Raw genomic sequence first — 21,148 nt, 5'->3', positions numbered from 1 at the left:
CGCACAGTGACGATCTTGACTGGCAAGGCCGAGGCTCACCGCAGACTGCAATCCGATCGGCTCGGCGTGCTGCGAAACATCTTGGAGCATCGCGCTGACTATGCATACGTGCTTCCCTCGATCGCCGTGATGCTCATCGTCATCGCCTACCCGATCTACTACACAATCGAATTGTCGTTCTTCAATACACCGCCTGGCCTGCAGCTCCGGGACAAGATCTTCGTCGGTTTCGACAACTACACCGCCATCCTCACAAGTGCGGTGTTCTGGAAGGTCACCTCGAACACTCTCATCTGGACCCTGGGATCCACTCTCATTTCATTTGTCCTGGGATTTGCCTGCGCCCTGGCGCTCCATCGCGACTTTGTCGGCCGCGGCATCCTGCGCGCCATCCTCATCATCCCCTGGGTCATCAGCGCTGTGGCCGCGTCCTATATCTGGAAGTGGATCTACCATTCGGACTTCGGGATAATCGGCGCGGTGCTGGTCGGCCTCGGATGGGCCGATCGGCCGCCGAACTTCATCGACAGCGTCAGCACAGTGCTGCCCTCCTTGATCGTCGTCAACATCTGGCGCGAGTTTCCGTTTGCCATGATCATGATGATGGCTGGCCTGCAGACCGTTCCCGACCAGTTGCTGCGCGCCGCAAAGGTCGACGGAGCCAATGCTTGGCAGCGGTTCTGGCACGTCACCTTTCCGCATTTGAGAAACGTCTCGACGGTGACGATCCTTCTGCTCGCAGTGGCCAACTTCAATTCTTTCATCATCCCCTGGATCATGACCGGCGGCGGACCCTCGAACGCATCGCATATCTGGATCACCCACATCTATGAGCTTGCCTTCGGCCGCCAGCGCTGGGGGGTGGCATCGGCCTATTCGGTGCTGCTGTTCCTGATCCTGATGGCGCTCGGCTACTTCTACGTCCGTGCTCTGAGCGGTAACGAACAGAGGGGTGGAAGCGAATGAGCGCGATTGCCGAGACTGCTCATCGAAGCCAGGCGCGTCGCCGTGCGCGCATCGATGGATGGCGGTGGGGCGGACGCATCTTCCTTGTGTTCATGTTGCTTTACACCGCATTACCGATGGTGTGGATGCTGATCACCTCGATCAAGTCCGGCTTCGCGGCCATGCAATTTCCGCCGCAATGGTGGCCGGACCAACCCACCCTCGCCAGCTACCAGAAGCTGCTCGATCCGCAAAACAGCGTCGGCCAGGACTTCCTGCGCTTCTTCTGGAACAGCCTTTTCGTCTCCACCGCCACGACCATCCTTTCGGTGATCGTGGCAGTTCCTGCGGCCTACGCGTTTTCGCGCTTCACCTTCCCGGGCCGGAACTTTCTGTTCTTCGCCGTCCTGCTTCGCAACATGTTCCCGGCAGTGATCTTTCTCGTGCCGCTCTTCATCCTGATGCGCGCCATCGGGCTGGTGAACACGCATGGGTCGCTCGTCCTCACTTACCTCACCTTCGGTCTGCCGCTGGCAATCTGGCTCCTCAAGGGCTTCTACGACAACATCCCGGTGCAACTCGAGCAGGCCGCGCGCATCGACGGTGCAACGCGGTTCCAGGCCTTTCTCCTGATCGTCATGCCGCTCTCGGCTCCGGGCATCATCGCCACGGCGATCTACTCCTTCATCGGCGCGTGGAACGAGTACATCTACGCCTACACCTTTCTCTCCAAGAACGAGCAATTGACGCTGCCGGTCGGCATCCAGCGCTTCTTCTCGGAAAACACGACGGACTTTCCGGGCCTCATGGCGGCAAGCTTCATGATGAGCGTGCCCGTCGTCGTCCTGTTCCTTGTCCTTCAACGATACTTCGTACGCGCCCTCACCGAAGGCGCAGTCAAGCACTAGGGAGTTGCCGGTGGCCCACGTGGTCCTCAAAGATCTGGTCAAGACCTATGGCGCCTTCAAAGCTGTCAACGATGTTTCGTTGACGGTCAATGACGGTGAATTCGTTGCGCTCGTCGGCCCTTCAGGCTGCGGCAAGACAACCACGCTCAATCTTGTGGCGGGGCTTATCCCCATCACTTCCGGCGACATCGTCATCGGCGACCGGGTGGTCAACGACCTCGACCCCAAGGACCGGGACATTGCAATGGTGTTCCAGAACTACGCGCTCTATCCGCAGAAATCTGTCTACAAGAATCTGGCGTTTCCGCTGCAGATGCGCAAACTGCCAAAGGACGAGATCGACAAGAAGGTCAGGGAAGCAGCGCGCGTGCTCGACATGACGCAGCTGCTCGAGCGCAAGCCACGCGAACTTTCGGGCGGCCAACAGCAGCGCGTGGCGCTCGGCCGTGCGCTCGTTCGCGATCCGGCAGTATTCCTGATGGATGAACCGCTTTCCAACCTCGACGCAAAACTGCGCGTACAGATGCGGTCGGAGATCAAACGTTTCCATCAGGATCTCAAGGCGACGATCATCTATGTGACGCACGATCAGCTCGAAGCGGTGACCATGGCCGACAGGATGGCTGTGATGAACGGCGGCTATCTGCAGCAATACGATACTCCGGCGCAGGTCTTTGCCCATCCGGTGAACATGTTCGTCGCCAGCTTCGTCGGCAGCCCGGCGATGAGCCTTATCCCACTGGAGGCGTCCACGGCAGGCGGCGAGACCGTGTTGACCAGCGCGGAGGGCTGGCGCCTCGAGCTTTCGCCGCAAAACGCCCAGAAAGTTGCAAGGTCATCCACGAGGAAGATCGTGCTCGGCGCACGCCACTCGACGGTCAAGCTGCACAAGAGCGCGGTTCCTGGAAGCATCCCTGCCAAGGCCTATACGGTGGAGCCGACCGGAGACGTCACCTTCGTGCAGGCGTTCCTGTCCGGCGCCATCGTCAATGTCAGCGTGCCGCCGACCGTTGCGGTCACGCCCGACGAACAGATCTGGCTCGAATTCGATCAGGCGCGGATGCATCTGTTTGACGGCGAAACGGAAATGGCGCTGAAGGCCAACTGACTCATGGCGGATGCGTGTGAAACGAGGCGTGGATGACTGCGAAGCTTAAAATCACGGAAATCAAGCCCTATCCTGCATGGGTCGGAACACGCAACCAGATGCTGGTCAAGGTGGAGACCGATAGCGGTATCTTCGGTTGGGGCGAGAGCGGCTTGAGCGGCCGCGAGAAGGCCGTGGCCGGCGCGATCGAGCACTATCGCGAGTTTCTCATCGGCCGCGACCCGATGCAGATTGGTCGGATCTGGCAGGAAATTTATCGCAGCCAATATTTCGAAGGCGGGCGCGTTCTGCAGGCGGCGATTTCCGCGATCGACATTGCCCTTCACGACATCAAGGGCAAGGCGCTGGGGGTTCCAGCCTACGAACTGCTCGGCGGCAAGCAGCGCGACCGCATTCCGACCTTCGCCTCGACCGGCGACGAGGCCGAGGGCGATGTCGCCATCGACCGCGCCCGCGAACTGCGCGCACAGGGTTGGCGGGCGATCCGTTTCTTCCCCATCGGGCAAAGCAGCAAGGACATCTTCGAGCCGCGGGAGTCGATCGGGCCTACCGCACGGATGCTGAACAGCGCGCGCGAGGCGCTCGGCGATGACGTCGTTCTCGGCATCGACTACCATCATCGGCTGTCGGTGGCAGAGGCGGCGAGCTTCTGCAACAAGCTCGGCCGTGGTGTGCTTGATTTCCTCGAGGAGCCGATCCGAGACGAAACACCTGGGGCTTACGAATCCCTACGCATGATGACCGACATCCCCTTCGCCATCGGCGAGGAATTTGCCAGCAAGTGGCAGTTCCTGCCATATATCGAGCGCGGCATCCATCAGTTCAACCGGCTCGATGTCTGCAATGTTGGCGGGCTTACCGAAGCGATGAAGGTCGCTGGCTGGAGCGAGGCGCACTATGTGGACCTGATGCCGCACAATCCCCTTGGTCCAGTCTGCACGGCCGCGACCATCCATCTCGCCGCTGCGGTGCCGAATTTCGCCTGGCTGGAGACCAGGGCGCCCGAAGCCAAGCTCGGCTTCGACAATTCCGACTTCTTCCCCGTGCAACCGCGGCTCGACGGCACGGACTATCCGGTCAGCGATCTGCCGGGTCTCGGCGTCGAGGTCAACGAAGAGGCGGTCAAGGCGGAGAGCTTTCGTTTCTGGGAGGCGCCCCACCTGAAGCGCCGCGACGGTTCTGTCACCAACTGGTAGTTTCATCCACCGGAGCCTAAAATGACGCATACGCCCGATATCACGCGACCGTCCAAAGACTTGATCGACGCGCTGAAGGAGATCGGCGCCGCGACCATTGCCGGTACGCTCGGCCACATGGGCTTCCGCAATCCGCATATGGTCGGCCCGGTATCGCAGAGCCGCGGCAAGTCGATCGTCGGCCCGGCGCTGACGCTCCAGTTCCTGCCTCAGCGTCCGGACCTTTTCAACGAGGGAGAATATGCAGATCCGGAGACGCAGCTGCACCGGCACGTGCTCTATCACGTGCAGGAGGGCGATGTGGTCGTGGTCGACGCGCGCGGCGACATGAGCTCGGGCGTCTTCGGCGATATGATGTCGACCTATTTCAAAGGCAGAGGCGGCGCTGGCATCGTGATCGATGGGTGCATGCGCGACCGGCCCAATGTCGAGAAGCTCGATCTCGCCCTCTGGCTGCGCGGCTGGACGCCCAACTACCATGTCCAGACCAGCATCTATCCAAACGCCGTCAACGTTCCGATTGCCTGCGGCGGTGTCACGGTCATCCCCGGCGATATCATCGTCGCGGACGATGACGGGGTGGTGGTGCTACCAGTCGCAATGGCCCCGAAGGTCATCGAAGAATCGCAAAAGCACCACGATTGGGAGGAGTTCTCGCGAGCGAAGCTGATGGAGGGCGGGTCGCTGCAGCGCTACTATCCGCTGCATGATGATGCCCGCACAGAGTACGAAGAATGGCGCAAAAACCGATAACAACTTAGCCATGGCTCACCGCCGGCGGGCGACGTACTTTCTGGGGATCACCGGCGCCTACACAAAAATGCGGCGTCGCATTTCCCCGTCGGCGCCCGCTTCGATCTGGCAGCCGAGGTTCGCCCTCTCTTTGTAAAATCGCAAAAGCCCCGCGGTTGTTGCGACCGCGGGGCTTCTCGACGCCTCACCCGGGAGAGGGGATCAGGCGGCCTGGACTTTACGATTGGTGCGGGCCCATTCGGGCAGCCAGTCCCCGTGAGCGGCGAGCAGGTCGTCGACCAGCGACCAGATCTGGTCGAGGTCGAGTTCGGCCGCCGTATGCGGGTCCATCATCGCGGCGTGGTAGATGTGCTCGCGGTTCTCGGTCATCAGCGCCTGCACCGTCAGTTCCTGCACGTTGATATTGGTGCGGATCAGCGCCGTCAGCTGCGGCGGCAGGTCGCCGATGAAGGTCGGCTGGATGCCGGAGGCGTCGACGAGGCAGGGCACTTCGGCGGCGCAGTTTTCCGGCAGCGAGGTGATGCAGCCATTGTTGCGGACATTGCCGTAGATCACCGAGGGCTCACCGGTCCAGACCGAGTTGATGATCGAGGAGGCATATTCCTTCGACGGCTTCACCTCGATCTTGTCGGCGCTGCGATAGGCCTCGGCCTGGCCCTTCCAGCGCTCGATCTGCTCGATGCAGCGCTTCGGATATTCATCGAGCGGAATGCCGAATTTCTCGATCAGGTCCTCGCGGCCCTCCTTGATGAAATAGGGCGTGTATTCGGCGAAATGCTCGGAGCTTTCGGTGACGAAATAGCCGAGCCGCGTCAGCATCTCGTAGCGCACCTTGTTCGGGCAGCGCGGGTTCCAGCCGGGCTTCGGCGCCCTGCCCTCGCGATAGGCGCGCAGGAGATCGGGATAGAGGTTGCGGTACGAGCCATCGGCCTGGCGATGCTCGAATTTGAGATAGAAGGCCATGTGGTTGATGCCGGCGGCGCGATAGCGGATTTCCTCGTAGGGAATATCGAGATCGTGCGCCAGCTCCATCGCCGTGCCCTGCACCGAATGGCAGAGGCCGACCTGACGGATCGTCGGATATTTCTCCGATATCGCCCAGGTGTTGATCGCCATCGGGTTGACATATTGCAGCATGATCGCCTCGGGGCAGACGGCGAGCATGTCCTCGCAGACCTTCCAGAGATGCGGCACGGTGCGCAAGCCCCGCATGATGCCGCCGACGCCGAGCGTATCGGCAATCGTCTGGCGCAGCCCGTATTTCTTCGGCACCTCGAAATCGGTGACCGTGCAGGGCTCGTAGCCGCCGATCTGGAAGGCGACGACGACGAAATCGGCGCCTGAAAGCGCCTTGCGCTGGTCGGAATAGGTCTCGGCCTTGGCCTTGACGCCGAGCGTCGAGATCAGCTTGTTGACGACGATGGCGCTTTCTTCCAGCCGCTGCGGATTGAGGTCCATCAGGGCGATGGTCGCGCCTGACAGAGCGGGACGCTGAAGCACGTCGCCGATGATGTTCTTCATGAAGACGGTGGAGCCTGCTCCGATGAAAGTGATCTTGGGATTTCCTGCCATTATAGCCTCCGGCATTCGATAATCATGCTACCTCGAAAGCGGCCTTGACGAGCCGTTCGGTGTAGGCGGTCTTGGGATTGGTGAGAACTTCGTCGACGGGCCCCTCTTCCATGATCTTGCCATGCTGCATCACGATGACGCGATGGCAGAGAGCGCGGACGACCTTGAGGTCGTGGGAGATAAAGAGGTAACTCAAGCCCCGCTCGTCCTGCAGCTTGCGCAGGAGCTCGATGATCTGCGCCTGGACTGAAAGGTCGAGCGCCGATGTCGGCTCGTCGAGCAGGATGAATTCCGGCTCCAGCGCTATGGCGCGGGCGATCGCGATGCGCTGTCGCTGGCCGCCGGAAAATTCATGCGGGAAACGCGACAGGATATTGCCGGGCATGCCGGCGGCAACAAGCGCCTCGCGCACCCGGTCCTGCCGTTCGGCCCGCGTCGCGCCGAGCCGGTTGACGACAAGGCCTTCCTCGATGATCTGGCCGATCGTCATGCGCGGATTGAGCGAGGAGAACGGGTCCTGGAACACCACCTGCATGCGGGCGCGCAGGGGCCGCATCTCGGCCCTGGAAAGCCCGTGGATCGGCTGGCGGTCGAAATGGATCTCGCCCGCCTGCGGCGTGTTCAGCCGCAAGATCGCCTGGCCGAAGGTGGTCTTGCCGGAGCCGGATTCGCCGACGAGGCCGAGCGTCTCGTGACGGCGCAGCGTCAGGCTCAGGCTGTCGACGGCGACAAGCTCGCGCATCTCGGGCTTGAGGAAGGTGCCGTGACGCAGCATGAAGCCGACCCGCACGCCCTTGGCATCGAGGATGATGTCGGAGCCCTCCGGCAGCGGATTGGCTTGTCCACGAGGCTCGGAGGCGAGCAGATGCCGGGTGTAGGGATGCTGCGGATTGGCAAAGAGCGCCTCGGTGACGTTGTGTTCGCGCACCTCGCCATGCTGCATCACATAGACGTAGTCGGAGAACTGCCGCACGACAGTCAGATCATGGGTGATGAGGATGACGGCCATCCCCAGCTCTTTCTGCAGGTTGCGGATGAGGTTCAGGATCTGCGCCTGCACGGTGACGTCGAGCGCCGTCGTCGGCTCATCGGCGATCAGGACGTCGGGATCATTGGCGAGCGCCATGGCGATCATCACACGCTGGCGCTGGCCGCCGGAAAGCTGATGCGGATATTGCCGGAGTCTTGCCGCCGGATCGGGGATCTGCACATGTTCGAGCAGCTCGAGCGCCCGCCTTTCCGCATCTTTCCGGCTCATCCGGCGATGGGCGCGGATTGCCTCGACGATCTGGCTGCCGATCGTATAGATCGGGTTCAGCGAGCTCATCGGCTCCTGGAAGATCATCGAGATACGGTCGCCGCGCAGCTTGCGGCGCGCCCGCTCGGAAAACTTCAGGATGTTGCTGCCGTCATAGGAGACCGTCGATTTATCGGAGACGACGGCGCGCTTCGACAGCAGCCCCATCACCGTGCGCGCCGTCACCGATTTGCCGGAGCCGGATTCGCCGACGATGGCGATCGTCTCGCCGCGATAGAGCTGGAAGGAGACGTCCTTGACGGCTTCGACCATGCCGTCCTCGACCTTGAAATTCACCGCCACGTTGCGGGCGTCGATGATCGGGGTTTCCGAGCGGCCGTCATGATCGTGGCGGACGGGCGGGGCGAAGGAATTGACCAGTGCAAGAGCCATATCAATCACCTCAATAAGGATCGACCGCATCGCGCAGTCCGTCGCCGAGCGCATTGAAGGCGAAAACGGTGACGAGCACGAAGCCGACGGGAGAGAGAATCCAGGGATAGGAACCGATGACCGAATAGGTCGCCGTATCCTGCAACATCAGCCCCCAGGAGATCAGCGGCGGTTTGACGGCGAAGCCGAGGAAACCGAGGAAGGATTCCAACAGAACGACGCTCGGTATGTGCAGCGTCACCGCGACGATGACGTGGCTCATCACGTTGGGCAGGATATGCTGGATGATGATGCGCCGGTCGGTCGCGCCGACGGCCATCGCCGCCCGGACATAATCGATGCGGGCAAGGGCCAGGGTCTTGCCGCGCACCTCGCGCGACATCTGCGCCCAGCCGAGCGCCGACATCACGACGATCACGAAGGCGAGGAAGACATTGGTCGGCGCCGTCACCGGAATCAGCGAGGTCAATGCGAGATAGAGCGGCAGCTGTGGGAAGGCGAGCACCAGTTCGACGAAGCGCTGCAGCCAGATATCGAAGGTGCCGCCGAAATAACCCGAGACCATGCCCACCGTCGTACCGATGAGTGTGACGATGAAGACCACTGTCAGCGCGATCATCAGCGAAATCCGCGAGCCGATAATGGCGCGCGACAGCACGTCGCGGCCGAACTTGTCGGTGCCGAGGAAATGCACCGGCTGGCCATCCGTCGAACCGAAGAAGTGCCGGTTCGCTGGAATGAGGCCGAACAGCTTGTACTCAGCACCTTCGACGAAGAAGCCGAGCAGCCGCGGATTGTCGTAATCCATGCCGACGATCGGCTGAAAGGTGACCGGATCGAGCTCCTCGGAATCCGACAGCGCATAGACGCGCGGCCGGAAGACGAAATTTCCGTCCTTGTCGTGGAAGCTCATCACCTGCGGCGGCGCGAAGCCGACATCGGTCGCCTTCGGATCCATCGGCGCGAAAAAATCGGCAAAGACCGCCATGATGATCAAAAGCCCGACGAGCACCAACCCGGCCATGCCGGTCCAGGAGCGCCGCAACCGGCGCCAGACGAGCGCAAGGTAACTTTCGTTGCCGTGTGACGGCTTCCTGATCGCAGGTTCGGTTGTTGGTGGCGTGTCGGAAGAATCGAAAGCAAGCATCTCAGGCTCCTCCGAACTGGCGTACGCGCGGATCGAGCAGAGCGAGCAGCATGTCGGCGATGATGTTGCCGACGATCAGCGTTGCCGACAGAACCATCATGAAGGTGGCCGTGACATAGACGTCGCCGATCGCCATCGAGCCGACGATCGCCGGGCCGACGGTCGGCAGCGCGAAGATGATCGCGGTTTCGATCTCGCCGGTCAGCATGTAGGGCAGCACCACCCCCTGATACATGACGAGGGGATGCAGCGCGTTCGGCACTGCATGGCGCATCACCACCGCGCCGCCGGAAAGACCCTTGGCCTTTGCCGTCTCGACATATTGCGCATTCAGCGTGTCGAGCAGATTGCCGCGCATGACGCGCATGTTATAGGCGAGCCCGCCGAAAGTGGCGATCGCGACAACCGGCCAGACATGGCTGACGAGATCGACGAATTTCGCCCAGGACCACGGCGCCCCTCCATATTGCGGCGAGAAGAAGCTGCCGATCTCGGTCACGTTGAACTGGAAAACCAGGAGATAGACGATGATCAGCGCCATCAGGAAACGCGGCACCGTCATGCCGAGGAAGGAGACTGCCGACAGCGTGCTGTCGATCCAGCTATATTGCCGCGTCGCCGCCCAGATTCCGAAGCCGATGCCGAGCACCGAGGCGAAGATATGGCAGACGAGCGCCAGCAGCAAAGTGCGCGGCAGGCGCTCGCCGACGACGTCGGCGACCGGCTTGTTGTAGAACATGCTGTAGCCGAAATCGCCGCGTGTGACGATGCCGCCGATCCAGTTGACGTATTGGACGACCATCGGCTTGTCGAGGCCGTGCTCGACGCGGTAGGCCTGCGCCTGCGCCTCGGCCTGGGCGTAGGATGCGCCACCCTGATTGATCAGCTGCGATCTTATGTAATCGGCATAGTCGCCGGGCGGCGCCTGGATGATCGCGAAGGTCACCACGCTCAGGATGAAGAGAACGGGGATCGCGGAGGCTATGCGCACGAGCAGGAATCGTAACATCGAACGGTTCGCTTCTCTCTGCCGCCAGTCGCTCCTTGTCAGCGCGGCCGGCTCGTTGGTCATATCAGGCCGCGCGTCACGCGCGGCCTGGATCTCGTTTCAGCTGGGAGGGAACTCTCCAGCGCGTCGCACGATCTGCGAGGCGCTTTTGTTTCACATCAGTTGATCGGGCCCTTGTCGCCGGGCTTGCCGGGCAGCTGCTCGGGGAACAGCTCGTATTTGCCCTGCTTGTCGGCAGCCACCCAGAGGCGTTCGCGGATCACCGAATCTTCAGCCCAGTTGAACATCATGATCGGCGTCCCCTGCGGCACGTTCGAGAAGCGCTTGTTGATGATCAGGGCGCCCGGATATTCCGTCAGGCCGACCGTGTTGACGTGTTCCGTCGAGATCTTCTGATACTGCTTCATCAGACCGACGCGCTCGTCGTTGTCCTGGCTCGTCCTGAACTTGTTGACGACGTCGACGAGCTGCGTTTCGAAGGGCATCAGATCGAGCTGGTCATCCTTGCCGGCGCGATGGTGCCAGCTGGTGCGCGGACCGACGGGGGCAAGCTGCTCGGTATTCTGCACCACCGAAGACAGCTCCGTCGTGTTGCGCTGGATCAGCCAGTCGAAGCGGCCGGCATAATGGGCATCATCACGCTTGGCGCCATCGAGCGCATTGAGGACGATCTTCAGCCCGAGCTTCTCCATCTGGCCGACGACACCTTCGGCAAGGCTCTTGTCGGTCGTGTACTGATTGTTGATCAGCATGACGATTTCGACATCCTTGCCGCCCGCCGTACCAGCGGGGAAGTTGACGATGCCATTGCCATCGGTGTCCTTGAGGCCGGCTTTGGCGAGTTCCGCCTTGGCGCCTTTCAGGTCATAGGGATAGTAGACGGTGGAGTTGCGGTCGTAGAAGCTGGTGCCGGAGGAAAGTCCGCCCGGATAGATCGCCGTAAACGGCCCCTTGACCAGTGAGTCGCCGATCGCCTTGCGATCCAGCGCCATGGTGACGGCCTTGCGGAAATCCTCATTGCGGTTGAGCTCGCGGATCGCCTGGCCACGCTCGTCCGGGTTGCCCCAGCCATTGGCGGAGAAGTTCATGCGCAAGTTATAGCCGATCAGGCGCGGTCCGAAGGCCAGGCGGGCGGGCGCGGTTTTTTCGGCGGCGCGCTTCAGCGAAGCGACGAAGTTTTCCGGCTGCTCGAGGTTGGAGAAATCGGCGGATCCGGCCACCGCCTGAACGTCACGGTCGGCCCAGGTCGAGAGCTTGTAGTGCAGCTCGTTGAGATAGGGCAGCTGATTGCCCTTCTCGTCGGTCTTCCAGTAGTAGGGGTTGCGGCGCAGGACGATGATGTCGTCGGGGCGATATTCCACAGGCACCCAGGCGCCCATCACGGGCATGTTCATGAACTCCGGCGGGAAGGCGTTCTTGAACTGGTCGTAGGTGTTCTTCGAATATTTCGGATGCTGGGGTTTCAGGATATGCGACGGACCCGGGCAGAAGTTCGGGTAGGACATGGTGTAGAGATATTGCTTCGGGAAGGCTTCCTTGAAGGTCCATTCGACGGTGTAATCGTCGATCTTCTTCAGCGTCGTGCCGACACCGAAGGCCTCAGGCGAAGCGCCGCCGCCAAGCGGCGAGACATTGGGATCGATGACCTCGTCTTCCCAGTAGAACATGATGTCGTCGGCGTTGAACGGCGCGCCGTCGGACCAGTTGGCGCCTTCGATCAGGTGCATGGTCAGCTTATGGCCGTCCTCCGACCAGTCCCAGCTCTTGGCAAGGTTCGGCAGCGGCTCCGTATCCTTGGCTTCCACCTGGAAGAGCGGTGCGGTGCGCGTCAGGCATTCGGAGAGACCGATATCGATGCCGCCCCAGCCCTGCGTCTGGCCGGCACCATAGTTCCAGCCCTCAGGCCGGCCGCCGATGACGTGACGCATCGTATCGCCGTAAACGCCGATGCCGTCGGGCATATTGCCTGTTTTGAAGACCAGCGGTTCCTTCGGCAGCCGGTCCTTGACGGGCGGTAGCTTGCCGGTGGAGACGAAATTCTTGGTGACCCAGTCGGGCTCGTGATATTCGGGCAGCGCCTTGAACTCCAGAATGGAGTCGCGCGCGACATAATTGATCTTGCCTTCGGCCGGAAAGTTCGGCGGCACCGGCGGAACGGTCGGCTCGGAGGCATAGGCGTTCAACGCCATGACCGAGACGCCGAGCGCCAGTCCGGTGAGAATGCTTGCGTTGCGGAAATTCATCATCGTTTCTCCCTCTGTTCCGGAGCGCGAACTCGGCGGCTCCTTTTCCTCGCACGATGTGAAGGCGGGTCTGATGTGATGGACTTCCCTCCCGGAAACCCATGACGACCCATCCTTCACGAATTTACACGGCCTGTTTCAGAGCCGCCTTTTCGGCGCGCAGCTCCTCGATCGAGCGGACGTTGCGGCGGGCGGCGCCCGCCCAGTCGCGGGTCTGCACCTTCGATTTCGACAGCCGCTCCTTGGCGGCCGGCACGGCATCGGCATATTGCGGCAGCCAGCGCGCCTGGGCAACGACCATCTCGTCGACCATCTGCCAGACCTCCTCGGGCGTCGAGACGGCACCGACCAGCGGATCGTGCAGCACGGCAAGCTTCAAGAGGTCGATATCGCCCGAGACCGCCGCATGTACCGACATGCGCTGGACGTTGATCGAGGCGATGCAGGTCGCCGCACAAGCCTCCGGCAGGGTGACGCCCGAAACCATGTTGATGCCGAAGCGATCGACGAAGCCGGGCGATTCGATGATCGCATCGGACGGCAGGTTGGTGATGACGCCGTTGTTCTTGACGTTGAAATGGCCGCGATAGACCCGGTTCGTTTCCAGCCCCTCCAGAATGTGGCTGGCATGTTCGTTCGAGCGTTTGGCGGGATCGATCGGCTTGGAGGCGGATTCCAGGAATTGCGGGAATTCCGTCTCGAACCAGTTGCGGGTTTCCGTCGAGTGCCGGAGGTAGCCGCCGGTCTCGCCGTGGATCCAGTCGGACATATCGATCCAACGGGTGATCTCTTCCGGCCGCTTGCGGTACCAGGGCAGATATTCCGAGAGGTGGCCGTTGCTTTCGGTAGAATAGACCCCGAACCGCTTCAGCACGTCGATGCGCAATTTCTCCTGCTGCGAATAGACGGGATGCGCCTCGAAGGCGGCGACCAGCTCGTCCTTGCCGATCTTGCGGCCGTTGAGGCGCAGATCGATGAACCAGGTCTGGTGGTTGATGCCGGAGCAGATGTAATCGAGCTCGCGCACCGACTTGGCGCCGAGCACCTCGGCGATCTGTTCGGCGCCGTGCTGGACGCCATGGCAGAGACCGACGGTGTCGACCTTGCCGTATTCGATCGCCGCCCAGGTGTTCATCGCCATCGGATTGGCGTAGTTGAGGAACTTGGCGCCGGGTTCGGCGACCTCTCTTATATCCTTGCAGAAGTCGAGGATGACGGGAATGTTGCGCTGGCCATAAAGGATGCCGCCGGCGCAGATCGTATCGCCGACGCACTGGTCGATGCCGTATTTCAGCGGGATCCTGATATCGTCGGCATAGGCTTCGAGCCCGCCGACCCTGACGCAGCTGATGATGTAGCGCGCGCCTTCCAGCGCCTTGCGCCGGTCGGTCGTCGCCGTCACCTTGGTCGGCAGCTTGTTTGCCTCGACGACCCGGTCGAGAATCGCCTTGATCATTTCCAGATTATGTTCGCTGATATCGGTCAGCGCGAATTCGATGTCGCGAAACTCCGGAACGCACAAAATATCGGTGAACAGCTTCTTGGTAAAACCGACGCTGCCCGCACCAATGATAGCGATTTTGAAACTCATGATCTTCACCTCGACCCAATCGAATGCTAGAGAAAAGATTGATACGGAGGAGCAGACCGCATGCCGGCGCATGTGGTTGAAAAAGCCGTAAAACTGCCTGTTTTCCTCCCGGCCGCTCCATCGGCCGCAGTCTCTTCTTTCTTGTCGAGCGGGATTATGCCCGAAATCGGCAGGGCGACCAGAGAAGGATTATGCTTTCAGGGGTAATTTTGTGCTGCAGGATTTGATTGCCAACGGACAGGCGATGAGGACGGTTTCGCTGCCTCGCGGCCGGCAGCGATTGCACGCAATGCCGACCAGCGCCGGCTATGAAGTGCGTGAGAACGAGACCTACGACTGGGACGGCCGCCGGCGCGGCCAGACGCCCTTCACCGTGCTGCAGCACACGATCAGCGGCACCGGCCGGCTGCGCTACCAGAACCGCAACTATCGCCTGCAGGGCGGCGATACGCTGCTCGTGCTCGTCCCCCACAACCACCGCTACTGGCTGGAGAAGGGCGAGCGTTGGGAGTATTTCTGGATTTCGATGAACGGCGAGGAAACGCTGCGCATCCACAAGCTGGTGCTTTCCACAGCCGGTCCGGTCTTGAAGCTGCAGCCCTCGACCATCGATCATCTCGCCGATTGCAGCCTGCGTCTGGTCAAGGGCGCGACGTCGCCGGGGGCGGCCTCGGCGATCGCTTATGAAGCGGCAATGGCGCTCTATGACGATGTCTTCAACTCGGCGGCTGTTGCCGCTGAACTCAGCCTCATGCAGCCGGTGATCGACCATATCAACGCCAATCTCGACAAGCCGCTGCCGGTCAGCGAACTCGCCGCCATCGTCGGCCTCAGCCGCGCGCATTTCTCGCGCAGCTTCGCCGAGAGCGAAGGCATGCCGCCGGCCGAATTCGTGCTGCAGCAGCGCCTGCAGCGCGCCGTCAAGCTTCTGACCAAGGCGGACTTCCTGCCGGTCAAGGAAGTCGCCATCATGTGCGGCTTCGAGGACGCCAACTATTTCTCGAAGGTCTTCCGCCGCGTCTACGGCACCAACCCGACCGAATTCCGCACGACCGGCATGTATGCCAGCATCGGAAAGCCGAAATAGCCGGCGTCGTTCGTTCAGGCCCGCACCTCGAACACCATGTTGAACGGCGTTTCGGTGGCGCGGCGGAAATGCGTGAATCCGGCGTCCAGCGCCACCTTTCGCAGCCTCATCTCTCCTGCCTGAGCGCCGAGCCCGAGCCCCACCTCCTGTGAGAGCGATGCCGGTGTGCAGATCATCGTCGAGGCGCCGTAATAGACGCGGCCCACAGGATTGAGGTTGTCCTTCAGATGGTCGTGGGCAAAGGGTTCGACAATCAGCCAAGTGCCGTCCGGGGCAAGCGTATCCTTGACGTGCCGACCGGCGCCGACCGGATCGCCCATATCGTGAAGGCAGTCGAACATGGCGACCATATCATAGCCGCTCCCGGGAAATTCGGCCGCCTTGCCCTGCTCGAACGTCACGCGATCGGCGACGCCAGCGTCTTTAGCGGCGGCCTTTGCCCTTTCGATCGAAGGGCCGTGATAATCGAAGCCGGTGAAACGCGAGGCGGGATATGCCTGCGCCATCAAGATGGTCGAGGCGCCGTGACCGCAGCCGACGTCGGCAACCCTGGCGCCTGCCTTGAGCTTTTCCTCCATCCCGGCAAGAGCCGGAATCCATTCATTCACCAGATGGCTGTTGTAGCCCGGGCGAAAGAAGCGCTCGGTTCCGCGGAATAGGCAGGTGCTGTGCTCATGCCAGCCGAGGCCCGTGCCGGTGCGGAAGGCATCGGCGACCTTCGCCTCGTCCATCCACATGGATTGCACGACCTCGAAGGCGCCGACGAAGAAGGCGGGGCTGTTTTCCTCGGCAAAAACCATCGCCTGTTCCGCGGTCAGGCTGAAACGATCTGTTTTTTCATCGTAAGTGACATAATCGGCGGCAGCCTGGGCGCTCAGCCATTCCCGGAGGTAGCGCTCCTTCACGCCGGTTTTCGCGGCGAGCTGCTCGACGCTCAAAGGTGTCCCGTCGGCCAACGCCTTGAACAACCCCACCTTGTCGCCCAGCACGACCAAGGCACCTGACATGGCGGCGCCGACGTCTCCAACGAGACGACCGACCAGCGCATCGAGTTTCTGCATATCCGGCTCACGCATTGTTGCCTCCCGGGTGCGTGATAAAGCGGCTTAAATTAGACTCTCATGATATTCAGTCAATCAACCTTCCTATCGCCCAATGAGGGTAGCGCGGTCCGATCGGGTATCACGAACGCACGCGACCCACCCCTCAGAGGCGGACAGCGTGCGCCGTTCCGCGTCACCACCACATTCCCTTGCTTTCTTCTCCGGCGGTTACATCTCTCATAGTTGCTGACCGAGACGACCATCGGTGATTCAATGCCAGATAATGACTTTAATCTATCTCCATCTCAGTGCCGCGCGGCACGTGCTCTTCTCGCGTGGTCCGAGGAGGATCTGTCTTCAGCCTCCAGGATCGCCAGGGCGACGATTGCCGGTTACGAGGCTGGAAAACTTTCCCCTGATGACCAGGCCTTGCGTGATATGAAACGCAGCCTGGAAGATGCGGGCGTGCTTTTCATCCCGGAAAACGGCGGCGGCGCCGGCGTTCGCTTGGCAAGACCTGCATCGGCTTCTATAGACACTGACGAGACCGAGACGGTCCAATATGAAGAATATCTGAAAAACGACGCCCCTCCCGGCGCTGGCGGTTGAATGGCAAAGAAACAGAAGCTCGAGCACTCCGAATTGGCAGGGGAATTCACCGAAGACGGGGTGACGGTGCTCGTCGATATTTTTCGAACCTCCGGCAGCAATGAGGACTGGACGATGGAAGTCGTCACCCAGGCGGAGGATCTGATCCGCTGGGAGGAGCCCTTTGCGACCGATCGCGAGGCCTTCGACGAATTCCTGGCGGTCGTGGAGCGGGAAGGCATCCGCTCCTTCCTCGACGATGAAGAACCTTCCGTGCATTGAGGGGCAGCCCAGTGAAAAGCATCAATGATCTCGTCGCCTCGGCGAAAACCGTCTGCGAGCGATATCGGGCCGGGCGGATGGAGCGCGAGACCGTGCGGGAATGGGTCCTTCGGCTGGGCGCCTATCCCCCGCCGCACGGAGACCGCGTGCGTGACGCCGCCGAATGGTTCCGACTGCACAATCGCGAACCTGTTTCCGAAGATATCGTGCTGGGGGACATTGACCGGCTCCAGGCGATTTCAGCTCCGTAATGGGGGCGTGCGAGCTCTGTCTGGAATAACTTCAGCCCGATCCGGACTGGCGCAATTACGCCGTTACTCGACGGCGTAGGACCAATGACGATTGTGAGCCTTATGCATAATGGCTTATCCAGCTTCGGGAGGGAGAGGTCTGGGGTTTTGCAGCTTCGGCAAATGTGACACGCTCACAAGGCTGACATGACTCCTGCATCTCACGCGAAGCGTAAGCCAAGCGCGGCTCGGTAGTTTTAATTCGTGCGGAAATAGAAGGAACAGCACGTGGCAGCATTTCCGGAAAAGGCAAAGGTCGTCATCATCGGGCTCGGCGGCATCGTCGGCGCCTCCATCGCTCATCATCTTGTCGAGCGCGGATGGGACGATATCGTCGGCATCGACAAGTCGGGCATACCGACCGACATCGGCTCGACAGCGCATGCCTCGGACTTCTGTTACACGACGAGCCACGACTATCTGTCGGTCTGGACGACGCAATATTCGATCGATTTCTATGAGAAGATGGGCCACTACGCCCGCATCGGCGGCCTCGAAGTGGCGCGAACCGGCGACCACGCCTGGATGGAGGAAATCAAGCGCAAGCTTTCCTCGGCACGCGCTTTCGGCACCCGCGCCCATTATGTCAGCCCCGCCGAGATCAAGGAGAAGTTCCCGCTGATCGAGGAAGATCGGGTGATGGGCGGCCTTTTCGATCCGGATGCCGGCCTCGTCATTCCGCGCTCGCAGACCGTTGCCGGCAAGCTGGTCGACGCCGCCGAAAAGGCAGGCAAGCTCAAGGTGTTCGGCAACACCCCGGCGAAGTCGCTGATCGTCGAAGGCGGCCGCATCAAGGGCGTCGTCACCCATCGCGGCACCATCATGGCCGACCACGTCATCGTCTGCGCTGGCCTCTGGGGCCGCCTTATCGCCGAGATGGTCGGCGAAGACCTGCCGGTCATGCCGGTCGACCATCCGCTCACCTTCTTCGGTCCCTATAACGAGTTCGAAGGCACCGGCAAGGAAATCGGCTTCCCGCTGCTGCGGGACCAGGGCAACTCCGCCTACATGCGCGACACCGGCGACCCGGCGACGACCGAGGGTGGTCAGATCGAGTGGGGCTATTACGAAGCCACCAATCCGCGCATGTGCCATCCGCGCGAACTTCTCGAAAAACACGAAGCACGCCTTTCGCCGTCCCAGCGCGACCTCGAGATGGAACAGATCCTCGAGCCACTCGAGCGCGCCATGGAACTGACACCGATCCTCGGCGAACTTGGCTATAACGAAGGTCACTCCTTCAACGGCCTGCTGCAGGTTTCCGCCGCCGGCGGCCCATCCTGCGGCGAGAGCCAGAAGGTGCGCGGTCTCTGGTATTGCGTTGCCATCTGGGTCAAGGACGGCCCGGGCTATGGCAAGCTGATCGCCGACTGGATGACCGATGGCCGTACCGAAATCGATCACAACAGCATCGACTATGCCCGCTTCTATCCGCATCAGCTGACGGAAGAATTTATCGAAGGCCGCTGCTTCGAAGCCGCCCAGAAGATCTACTTCCCGGCGGTTCACACCCGCGAACCCTATGCATCCGGCCGCAACATCAAGCGCTCGCCCTTCTACGAGCGCGAAAAGGAGCTTGGCGGCTACTTCATGGAACTGGGCGGCTGGGAGCGTGCGCACGGCTACGCCGCCAACGAGCATCTTCTGGAGAAGTATGGCGACCGGGTTCCGGTTCGCGAGAATGAATGGGACAGCCGCCATTTCTGGCGCGTCTCGAATGCCGAACACCTGGCGATGAGCGAGGATTGCGGCATCGTCAATCTCAGCCATTTCCACATGGTCGATATCGAGGGGCCTGATCATGTCGAGCTGATGGAGTGGCTGTGCGCCGCCAAGGTCGGCGGCGATGCCAACATCGGCAAGGGCATTTACACCCACTTCCTCGACGACGAAGGCATGGTGCGCGCAGACTTCACCGTGTTCCGCATGTCCGACCGCTGCCGTCTCGTCAACGGCGCCGATGCCGGCCCGCGCGATCTGCACTATATGAAGCGGGTCGCTCAAGACCGCGGCCTTGACGTGACCGTCACCGATGTCTCGGAGAAATTCGTGACGATCGGCATCTGGGGTCCGAACGCGCGCGAGACGCTAAAGAAGGTCGTAGCCGATCCGGCCGGGCTCGATCAGGAAAACTTCGCCTTTGCGGCTATCAAGCCGATCGAAATATCAGGCAAGACCGTCACCGCCTTCCGCATCTCCTATGTGGGCGAGCAGGGCTGGGAATTGCACATGAAGTACGAAGACGGCCTCGCCGTCTGGGATGCGCTGCGCTCGACCGGCGTCATGGCCTTCGGCGTCGAGACCTATGCGAACTCGCGCCGCATGGAGAAGAGCCTGCGCCTGCAGAACGCCGACCTCCTGACCCAGTACAACCTGATCGAAGCCGATCTCGCCCGCCCGAAGGTCAAGGAAGCCGATTTCCGCGGCAAGGAAAAGCATCTGGAATACAAAGCGCGCGAGCACCAGCCGGCCATGCTCTGCACGCTCGTCATGACCGAGAATACCGACAAAACAGGCGTGAAGCGCTATCCCGTCGGCAACCTGCCGGTCGTCGATCCCGCCACGGGAGAGGTTCTGGTCGACGAGCTTGGCCGCCGGTCCTACACGACCTCGATCGCCTACGGCCCGACGGTCGGCAAGAACATCGCCCTCGCCTATCTGCCGTGGTCGCATTGCCAGGTCGGACGCAAGCTTGAGGTCGAGTATTTTGCCGAGAGCTATCCGGTGGAAGTCGTCGGCGTCGGCTACAAGCCGATCTATGACCCGGAAAATCTGAAGCCGCGCACCTAATCACTCAAGCACGTGTGGCGCCGCAGGCACGCGGTGCCACACGCATGAGGCTGAGCGGCTGTAGCAGAATTTTGCTGAATGCTATTTGCTGTCGCCAGCGGCAGTTTCGACGTTATCGTCGACGGGACGGCTTGAAATGAACTGTTTCGAGATCAGCCAGCAGCCGAGCGCCCAGAGCGCGCCGGCGCACCATCCGGCGAAAACGTCCGTCGGATAATGAACGCCGAGGTAGATCCGGCTCAAACCGATGATGACGGCCAGGAAGACGCCGGCGCCCATGACGAAAATCCGCGTCGAGGGATAACGTTGTGTGCGCGCCAGCAGCGCCCCGAGCGTCAGATAGGTCACCGCCGAGACCATGGCATGGCCGGAGGGAAAACTGAGATCGCTCACCTCGACGAGGTGCGGCACGACATCGGGGCGCGGCCGCGCGACGAGGATCTTCAAAAGCGTACTCGCCAGCCACCCTGACAGCACCGAGGAAAAGACGAAGATCGCGATCGGCCAGCGCCGGTCGAGCAAGAGATAGACGGTGATGAGGACAGTCATCAGCGACAGAACGGTGATGCCGCCGAGGCTGGTGATGTCGCCGACGGCGTGCGTCAGCCAGGCGGGACCGATCGGCATGCTGAGATCGCCCTGATGTCGCAGCGCCAGCAGGATCGACTCGTCGAAGCGGAGAGTCTCGCCCTCGATAACCTCGCTCGTCAGCCGCTGCAGCAGGAAGAGGCCGCCGGCGATCGATGCCACCGTGATCAGTGCCAGCGGCTCATATGCGTTGAGCCTAGCCCAAACCCTGCGTCGTTGAACGTCACTCATGCCTGTCGCCAACTCCCTTCGTCATGTCGATCCCCTGCCACATTGGCAATACGCCCCCGGGATTCAAGACCTTGCGGCATTTAGCGA

At 61.4% G+C, this 21,148-nt stretch carries 18 protein-coding genes; 10 read left to right on the top strand and 8 right to left on the bottom strand.

Features of this window, described 5'->3' with window-relative positions; genetic code table 11:
• Nucleotides 1-6: 6 nt before the first annotated feature.
• The 5 genes from NMA58_RS27730 to NMA58_RS27710 are packed head-to-tail and all read left to right on the top strand — an operon-like array spanning nt 7 to nt 4,910.
• Nucleotides 7-966 carry a carbohydrate ABC transporter permease gene (locus NMA58_RS27730; RefSeq protein ID WP_434714734.1) on the top strand — a complete coding sequence of 320 codons (960 nt, stop codon included), beginning with the start codon at nt 7-9 and terminating at the stop codon, nt 964-966.
• Complete coding sequence (locus tag NMA58_RS27725; RefSeq protein WP_097598864.1) at nt 963-1,853, top strand: carbohydrate ABC transporter permease; 891 nt, start codon at nt 963-965, stop codon at nt 1,851-1,853. The genes NMA58_RS27730 and NMA58_RS27725 overlap by 4 nt, the downstream gene beginning before the upstream one ends.
• Nucleotides 1,854-1,863: 10 nt before the next feature.
• Nucleotides 1,864-2,961: an ABC transporter ATP-binding protein gene (locus tag NMA58_RS27720; RefSeq protein WP_434714732.1), complete on the top strand. Its 1,098-nt coding sequence runs from the start codon at nt 1,864-1,866 to the stop codon at nt 2,959-2,961.
• A 32-nt stretch (nt 2,962-2,993) separates the two neighbouring features.
• Complete coding sequence (locus tag NMA58_RS27715; protein ID WP_434714730.1) at nt 2,994-4,157, top strand: mandelate racemase/muconate lactonizing enzyme family protein; 1,164 nt, start codon at nt 2,994-2,996, stop codon at nt 4,155-4,157.
• Nucleotides 4,158-4,178: 21 nt separating this feature from the next.
• On the top strand, nt 4,179-4,910 hold the full coding sequence (locus tag NMA58_RS27710) for a ribonuclease activity regulator RraA (protein ID WP_434714728.1): 732 nt from the start codon (nt 4,179-4,181) through the stop codon (nt 4,908-4,910).
• A 201-nt stretch (nt 4,911-5,111) separates the two neighbouring features.
• Here NMA58_RS27710 and NMA58_RS27705 read toward each other — a convergent pair whose 3' ends face one another.
• The 6 genes from NMA58_RS27705 to NMA58_RS27680 form a co-directional block, all read right to left on the bottom strand.
• On the bottom strand, nt 5,112-6,482 hold the full coding sequence (locus NMA58_RS27705) for an alpha-glucosidase/alpha-galactosidase (RefSeq protein WP_183704560.1): 1,371 nt from the start codon (nt 6,480-6,482) through the stop codon (nt 5,112-5,114).
• A 22-nt stretch (nt 6,483-6,504) separates the two neighbouring features.
• Nucleotides 6,505-8,172: an ABC transporter ATP-binding protein gene (locus NMA58_RS27700; protein ID WP_430959269.1), complete on the bottom strand. Its 1,668-nt coding sequence runs from the start codon at nt 8,170-8,172 to the stop codon at nt 6,505-6,507.
• Between the two features lie 10 nt (nt 8,173-8,182).
• Nucleotides 8,183-9,319: an ABC transporter permease gene (locus tag NMA58_RS27695; RefSeq protein WP_183704557.1), complete on the bottom strand. Its 1,137-nt coding sequence runs from the start codon at nt 9,317-9,319 to the stop codon at nt 8,183-8,185.
• 1 nt (nt 9,320) lies between these two features.
• Nucleotides 9,321-10,328: an ABC transporter permease gene (locus NMA58_RS27690; protein ID WP_430959270.1), complete on the bottom strand. Its 1,008-nt coding sequence runs from the start codon at nt 10,326-10,328 to the stop codon at nt 9,321-9,323.
• 158 nt (nt 10,329-10,486) lie between these two features.
• On the bottom strand, nt 10,487-12,574 hold the full coding sequence (locus NMA58_RS27685) for an ABC transporter substrate-binding protein (protein ID WP_434714725.1): 2,088 nt from the start codon (nt 12,572-12,574) through the stop codon (nt 10,487-10,489).
• A 121-nt stretch (nt 12,575-12,695) separates the two neighbouring features.
• Nucleotides 12,696-14,162 carry an alpha-glucosidase/alpha-galactosidase gene (locus tag NMA58_RS27680; protein ID WP_097598950.1) on the bottom strand — a complete coding sequence of 489 codons (1,467 nt, stop codon included), beginning with the start codon at nt 14,160-14,162 and terminating at the stop codon, nt 12,696-12,698.
• 244 nt (nt 14,163-14,406) lie between these two features.
• Here NMA58_RS27680 and NMA58_RS27675 point away from each other — a divergent pair, with 244 nt between their 5' ends.
• Entirely contained in the window at nt 14,407-15,249 is an 843-nt protein-coding gene (locus NMA58_RS27675) for an AraC family ligand binding domain-containing protein (protein WP_434714911.1), read from the top strand.
• A gap of 14 nt (nt 15,250-15,263) precedes the next feature.
• Here NMA58_RS27675 and NMA58_RS27670 read toward each other — a convergent pair whose 3' ends face one another.
• Nucleotides 15,264-16,325 carry a class I SAM-dependent methyltransferase gene (locus NMA58_RS27670; protein WP_434714723.1) on the bottom strand — a complete coding sequence of 354 codons (1,062 nt, stop codon included), beginning with the start codon at nt 16,323-16,325 and terminating at the stop codon, nt 15,264-15,266.
• A gap of 240 nt (nt 16,326-16,565) precedes the next feature.
• Here NMA58_RS27670 and NMA58_RS27665 point away from each other — a divergent pair, with 240 nt between their 5' ends.
• From NMA58_RS27665 to NMA58_RS27650, 4 genes are all read left to right on the top strand, one after another.
• Nucleotides 16,566-16,901: a helix-turn-helix domain-containing protein gene (locus NMA58_RS27665; RefSeq protein WP_434714721.1), complete on the top strand. Its 336-nt coding sequence runs from the start codon at nt 16,566-16,568 to the stop codon at nt 16,899-16,901.
• On the top strand, nt 16,902-17,162 hold the full coding sequence (locus NMA58_RS27660; RefSeq protein WP_434714719.1) for a hypothetical protein: 261 nt from the start codon (nt 16,902-16,904) through the stop codon (nt 17,160-17,162). It abuts the gene before it with no gap.
• Nucleotides 17,163-17,173: 11 nt separating this feature from the next.
• Nucleotides 17,174-17,413 carry a hypothetical protein gene (locus NMA58_RS27655; RefSeq protein WP_434714717.1) on the top strand — a complete coding sequence of 80 codons (240 nt, stop codon included), beginning with the start codon at nt 17,174-17,176 and terminating at the stop codon, nt 17,411-17,413.
• A 267-nt stretch (nt 17,414-17,680) separates the two neighbouring features.
• A complete protein-coding gene (locus tag NMA58_RS27650) occupies nt 17,681-20,242 on the top strand; it encodes a GcvT family protein (RefSeq protein ID WP_434714715.1) in 2,562 nt (853 codons plus the stop codon).
• Nucleotides 20,243-20,323: 81 nt separating this feature from the next.
• On the opposite strand, the gene NMA58_RS27645 is transcribed toward NMA58_RS27650, so the two are convergent.
• Nucleotides 20,324-21,061 (bottom strand): phosphatase PAP2 family protein, encoded by a 738-nt coding sequence (locus NMA58_RS27645; protein WP_434714713.1) that lies wholly within the window; start codon nt 21,059-21,061, stop codon nt 20,324-20,326.
• Nucleotides 21,062-21,148: the final 87 nt, after the last annotated feature.

Origin of the sequence: Rhizobium sp. YTUHZ045 (genome assembly GCF_051124255.1) — a bacterium.
In the GTDB taxonomy this organism is placed as follows: domain Bacteria; phylum Pseudomonadota; class Alphaproteobacteria; order Rhizobiales; family Rhizobiaceae; genus Rhizobium.
The sequence above is the reverse complement of the archived record's forward strand: the minus strand, read 5'-3'. Positions and strand labels throughout refer to the sequence as shown.

What these genes read in the sequence shown, in the direction of transcription:
- NMA58_RS27680 (WP_097598950.1), bottom strand. Translation starts at nt 14,162, where the DNA reads ATGAGTTTCAAAATCGCTATCATTGGTGCGGGCAGCGTCGGTTTTACC.
- NMA58_RS27690 (WP_430959270.1), bottom strand. Translation starts at nt 10,328, where the DNA reads ATGTTACGATTCCTGCTCGTGCGCATAGCCTCCGCGATCCCCGTTCTC.
- NMA58_RS27685 (WP_434714725.1), bottom strand. Translation starts at nt 12,574, where the DNA reads ATGATGAATTTCCGCAACGCAAGCATTCTCACCGGACTGGCGCTCGGC.
- NMA58_RS27710 (WP_434714728.1), top strand. Translation starts at nt 4,179, where the DNA reads ATGACGCATACGCCCGATATCACGCGACCGTCCAAAGACTTGATCGAC.
- NMA58_RS27705 (WP_183704560.1), bottom strand. Translation starts at nt 6,482, where the DNA reads ATGGCAGGAAATCCCAAGATCACTTTCATCGGAGCAGGCTCCACCGTC.
- NMA58_RS27670 (WP_434714723.1), bottom strand. Translation starts at nt 16,325, where the DNA reads ATGCGTGAGCCGGATATGCAGAAACTCGATGCGCTGGTCGGTCGTCTC.
- NMA58_RS27725 (WP_097598864.1), top strand. Translation starts at nt 963, where the DNA reads ATGAGCGCGATTGCCGAGACTGCTCATCGAAGCCAGGCGCGTCGCCGT.
- NMA58_RS27695 (WP_183704557.1), bottom strand. Translation starts at nt 9,319, where the DNA reads ATGCTTGCTTTCGATTCTTCCGACACGCCACCAACAACCGAACCTGCG.
- NMA58_RS27665 (WP_434714721.1), top strand. Translation starts at nt 16,566, where the DNA reads ATGCCAGATAATGACTTTAATCTATCTCCATCTCAGTGCCGCGCGGCA.
- NMA58_RS27700 (WP_430959269.1), bottom strand. Translation starts at nt 8,172, where the DNA reads ATGGCTCTTGCACTGGTCAATTCCTTCGCCCCGCCCGTCCGCCACGAT.
- NMA58_RS27715 (WP_434714730.1), top strand. Translation starts at nt 2,994, where the DNA reads ATGACTGCGAAGCTTAAAATCACGGAAATCAAGCCCTATCCTGCATGG.
- NMA58_RS27675 (WP_434714911.1), top strand. Translation starts at nt 14,407, where the DNA reads ATGAGGACGGTTTCGCTGCCTCGCGGCCGGCAGCGATTGCACGCAATG.
- NMA58_RS27660 (WP_434714719.1), top strand. Translation starts at nt 16,902, where the DNA reads ATGGCAAAGAAACAGAAGCTCGAGCACTCCGAATTGGCAGGGGAATTC.
- NMA58_RS27645 (WP_434714713.1), bottom strand. Translation starts at nt 21,061, where the DNA reads ATGAGTGACGTTCAACGACGCAGGGTTTGGGCTAGGCTCAACGCATAT.